The organism is Luteimonas lutimaris (assembly GCF_039537065.1).
In the GTDB taxonomy this organism is placed as follows: Bacteria; Pseudomonadota; Gammaproteobacteria; order Xanthomonadales; family Xanthomonadaceae; genus Luteimonas; species Luteimonas lutimaris.
Genome location: NZ_BAAAZU010000028.1, coordinates 1 through 3,197 on the forward strand (window position 1 = coordinate 1; position 3,197 = coordinate 3,197).

General features: G+C 55.8%; 1 protein-coding gene. It reads right to left on the minus strand.

The annotated features are described in order from the left end of the window. Positions 1-134: 134 nt before the first annotated feature. The coding region (locus ABD679_RS12545) for a toxin VasX (RefSeq protein WP_344760331.1) at positions 135-3,197 on the minus strand (3,063 nt) is incomplete at its 5' end.

Genomic DNA, 3,197 nt, shown 5'->3' on the forward strand with positions numbered 1-3,197 from the left:
CATGGTGTCTCCGGGTAGATCGACAGTCTCCTGCCGGGTACCCGGTTACACAAAATCTTGGACAGGCCCCGGCTCGCCCGCGCCGGGCATCACGAAGTACGTGTTGTCCTTCTCGCCGGGGAGCGGGAGCTTGCTCACCTGCGCTCCGGGTAACGGAATGTACTTACTACGTCCGGCATGTTGGTCTTGTCGGGCCAATAGGCACCTTCCATCTCCAGGTCATCGACATACATTTCGTCCGGGTTGATCTCCTCACCCGTAATCCATTCGATCAATGATTCGGCCCACGGCTCGTCACGCAGCAGTGCAAACGTGCCCGACAGGTTCATCGCACCCGTGATCGGGTCCACCTTGATCTGTGCTCGTTCATACCCCTCAGCATGGAGGTTCCGACGCCCGATCCGACCGATCGACAACCGCTGTTTCCCATCCTCACAGACGATCGTCCCTGCTTGACCCTTCTTCATGCGCTTGCCGTCCTTGACGGCTGTGAAATGCAACTCCAAGCGACTCCCTTCGGCATAGCGTGGCAGGTCAACCTGATAATTAAAGTGATAGCTGATGCCATGCCTATCCTTGAAATCACTGAAACGACCCATAGCGGCGAACACCACACGCTGAAATTCGCGGATTTCGTCTTCTATCGTGTCGAACGGGGACACGACCCCATTCTTCAAATATACGTTCTTTTCGTCTTTCCGATGAGCCCGCTTGCCAAATACGCCATTGTCCAGCCAGTACTCGATCGGCAGTATTTCGGAGTCATCTGTGGCAAACGCCTGCCAAGCGCAATACAACGCCAAACCCAGAGCCGCAACGACAATCAGCGCCCAACCAACGGGACCCATCAAGGCAGCCAGACCGGTTGCACCTGTCGCGGCAGTTAAGCCAGTTGCACCTGCCGCGGCGGCACTAAATCCGCCCAATCCCGCAATGCTTGCCGTGACTAGTGCCGCACCCGAACCCATGCTCCATAAACCAGAATCCAAGTCTCCAGAACGGCCTTTCTGAACGCCCTGGTATATTGAGTAGGTGCCCTCAATCACTCCCGCGAAAGCACCGCCGCGCGCCGCCCACTTGGCCACCAATTTCACCGAGACCGACTGGATGCCACGCACCGTCTGCACCGCGACATACAAGTCCATTCCCGCGCTGAGGGACCCGATCACCGAGTATGTCAGGCCGATCGTCAAATCCAGCTTGTCTTCCGCACCAGGGTCATGTTTTTTTCGATAGTCATCAATAACGCTTGCACCAGCGGCGAACTGAAAGAACATTGCACCAGCACCCAGCACCACACTTGCATGGGCTCCAATTTTCTGGAGGTGGTTATCCAGCAGGGGATTATTCAGTGTTGGGTTGGCCGCCGATTGTGCACTGATGTTGATCTGGGTGAGTTGCAGCTTCCTGAGTAGTTCATGGTCAAGCCTGCCGCCTGACTCCAATTTCTTGACCACCCACGCCACTGCAGAGGCGGCCTCTTCCTGGGTGTTGGGTGGCACCAGCACCAACGCACCATCTACCGCACCCGAAAGCCCGGGCTTGGTGATTGGTGACATGCCCACGGTACTGCCTCGGGCGACGCCCACCGGCACTTGCGCGCGCACGCGTGGATCGCCTGCCACCACAGCCATGAACTTCTGCGATATCTCTTGCCAAGTACCCTTGAACAATGAGGGTTGTACTGCGATATCGTCACGGGTTATCAGCGCAATCGTGACCTTACGAAGCAGCTTGCGGTAGGCTTTCGGATTATTCTGGCGAAGCTTGAAAAGCAAACCGGCACTGGTTTCGATAATAGTCGCAGTACTAAGGTTGGCTGCGCGCTGTACACGTATGGCGGAACGGAAGCCATCGAGCTTGACAAGTGCTTTTGCGGAATACTCACCCAATAGGTTCGTTGCTTCATGGGCGGCGTCGTAGGCTTCGTCCTGGTCCCCCGGATTTTCACCCAAGTATGATATGAAGGGCAGGTGCAGCGCACCCAGACTGCGCTCCAGCCAGTTGTCCGGATCGTCTGCTGGCAACTCCAATACCGGCTCCCAGACCTCCCTCAACTCTTTGCCAGTTTGTCCTGAACCGGCAACGCAGCAGGCAACCATGTCCTCATGATCCAACCCGGCTTGAACACCGTCCGAGAAATCGCAGCGTTGTTGAAGTTTCCACGCGTCTGAATTTATGACAGCGCAGTAATCCGCACTCGCCTTCTCACCATACTCAATCAACCCATCGGCTTTTCGCTTCTCATCAAGCGCGGCACGCCACGCGTTCTCATCAATGTGACGAAGATATCGCTCTGGTCCATAGTGGCGGGCATACCATGGCCCCGGATTCTTTTCAGCGTTAAGGCGTACGCCTTCGATAAGTTCGGCGATAATGCGCTTACGGCTGCGATCCTCGTCCCCCATTCCGGTAACGTCTGCAATTTCGGCGGTGGCGCGGTTGCGGTAGTGGTTCATCTGCATCGCAACGCCCACTACATCCTCCATGTACAAGATGATGCCGTTCTTGCCTTCAGTGGCCTTGGAAGATTGCGCCATCTCGGCAGCCAAACGTGCACCCGATACCTCGGCATCGATCAAGTAAGGTGTCTGCAATGTGTTCAGTACACGGCCGCCGCCTCGATTATGCAGCGGTTCAAGCTGCCGGTCATTTATGAGATCGCGTGTTGAATAGGAAGCATAATCTGCCACATGATTACCAAGGCTCGCCGTCATTGTTCGAGCCTGCGGAACTGTGTTGCCGACCCCAACGTCGTTCTTGGCAGCAGCAACCACATCCATCTCCCACATCCGCCGGCCTCGGATATTACCTTCATTGACTTGGTAAGCATCCAAGACATCCTGCGACCAACGATAGCGACTGAAAGCCACTTGTACTTTAGGGTTCTTCACCGGATCGAGCACGAAGTACTGCAGCGCAGTCGGATTATGCTCATCTCGCATGCACACACCAGGCTGATCCAAAGGCACCACGCCACCAGGAGCCGCCGGCAGATCAGCAATCGGCATTTCTCGCAAAAGACCCGACGAATCGACAAGAAAGGCTGTCAGCCATTGATCCTTGGCGCTATCGAAGATGTAGATGTAGCCAGCAGGCACCGCACGCATGTAGTACCAATGGTCGGTGAGGGTGTACAGATTTTTGTGTAACCGGCGATGGGGTTCACTGCTGAGGAAGCCTTTCCTCGTATCGGA